At 46.8% G+C, this 1,383-nt stretch carries 1 protein-coding gene; it reads right to left on the reverse strand.

The window, feature by feature from the left end; genetic code table 11:
• Window positions 1–304 precede the first annotated feature (304 nt).
• On the reverse strand, window positions 305–1,383 hold a 1,079-nt coding region (gene ptsP / locus F6K37_RS42460), incomplete at its 5' end, for a phosphoenolpyruvate--protein phosphotransferase (protein ID WP_287257226.1).

Raw genomic sequence — 1,383 nt, forward strand, 5'->3', positions numbered from 1 at the left:
CTCGAACATAGGTCTGGGGTTGGTAATGCTTCCTAATTTTAACTGTTCAAACCTAAATCCCTGTCTTGTGAGGGATATCAGCTTTGCAGTACCACATTACAAACTAAGCCATTTGGCTGATTTTTGCCATGAGGGGTGACACCCCTCATTTGCTCAGGTATATTTGAAATATAAGATGCACCCTGATGATCGAGAGAGTCAGTAACACGGCTCTCTTTTTTTTTGCCTCTTTTTTTTTGCCTCTAGCATGCATGCCTCTTGCCTAAAGCCCTTGCTCGTAGCGCTATATCAACCCTGCCAAGACTCAAACGGACCTGTCCAGTTGGTTGATAATATATTCTCTAACCCCAACAGCGGAATCTAGCTGCAACGCCTCACCAGCAAGCATCTCGGCCTGGTTGATAGTCAACTGTGAAATAACTGACATCACAGTAGCGATCGCAGGTGGATTCACACTCAACTCATCCACCCCCAACCCTAATAAAATCGGTATCCCTACTGGATTCGATGCCAACTGACCACAGACACTAACTGGAATCCCTGCTTGATGAGCAACAGTTACCGTTTGTTGAATCATCCGTAGCACAGCCGGTTCAAGGGCATCAGCTAGCTTCGCCACCTTGGGATTAGTACGGTCAGCGGCCATTACATATTGACTCAAATCATTAGTACCAATGCTGAAAAAGTCCACTTCAGCTGCTAACTGATCAGCCATGGTTACTGCTGCGGGGACTTCTACCATAATCCCTACTGGCATCTGTTCATTAAAACCATACCCTTCTTGGCGCAACTCAGCTTTAGCCTCTGCTAGGATTTCCTTAGCAGCCCGTACCTCTTCTACTGAGGAAACCATGGGAAACATCACCTTAATGTTGTCTCCATAACTCCCTCGTAGAATCGCCCGCAGTTGGATTTTGAGCATCTCTGGACAATCCAAACTCTGACGAATTCCCCGCCATCCTAGGAAAGGGTTAGGCTCTGGGGTGTGCCGAGCAGAGGGAGCATCAGAAGACGCTAGATTCAGGAAGGGAATGGGCTTGTCACCGCCAATATCTAAAGTACGAATCGTTAGGGGATGGGTACCCATAATTTCCGCAATGGCTTGATAGGTTGCCAACTGCTCTTCTTCGCTCGGAATAGTTAAGCGTTCCAGATAAAGAAACTCGGTCCTTAGTAAACCTATCCCTTGAGCACCACAATCGAGAGCGAATTTAGCATCAGCTTCTCCCAAAACATTTGCCATCAAGGGAATTTTGTGTCCATCTTGAGTAATTACCTCCGTCGGTAATTCATCCTTACTGTTGCTCTGTAGCTGTAATTCTTGCTTCCGTTCCTCAGAAGGCTCTACCCAAATTTGACCGGTTGTCCCATCCAGTGCCAACT

It is taken from the genome of Moorena sp. SIO4E2 (assembly GCF_010671945.1).
In the GTDB taxonomy this organism is placed as follows: domain Bacteria; phylum Cyanobacteriota; class Cyanobacteriia; order Cyanobacteriales; family Coleofasciculaceae; genus Moorena; species Moorena producens.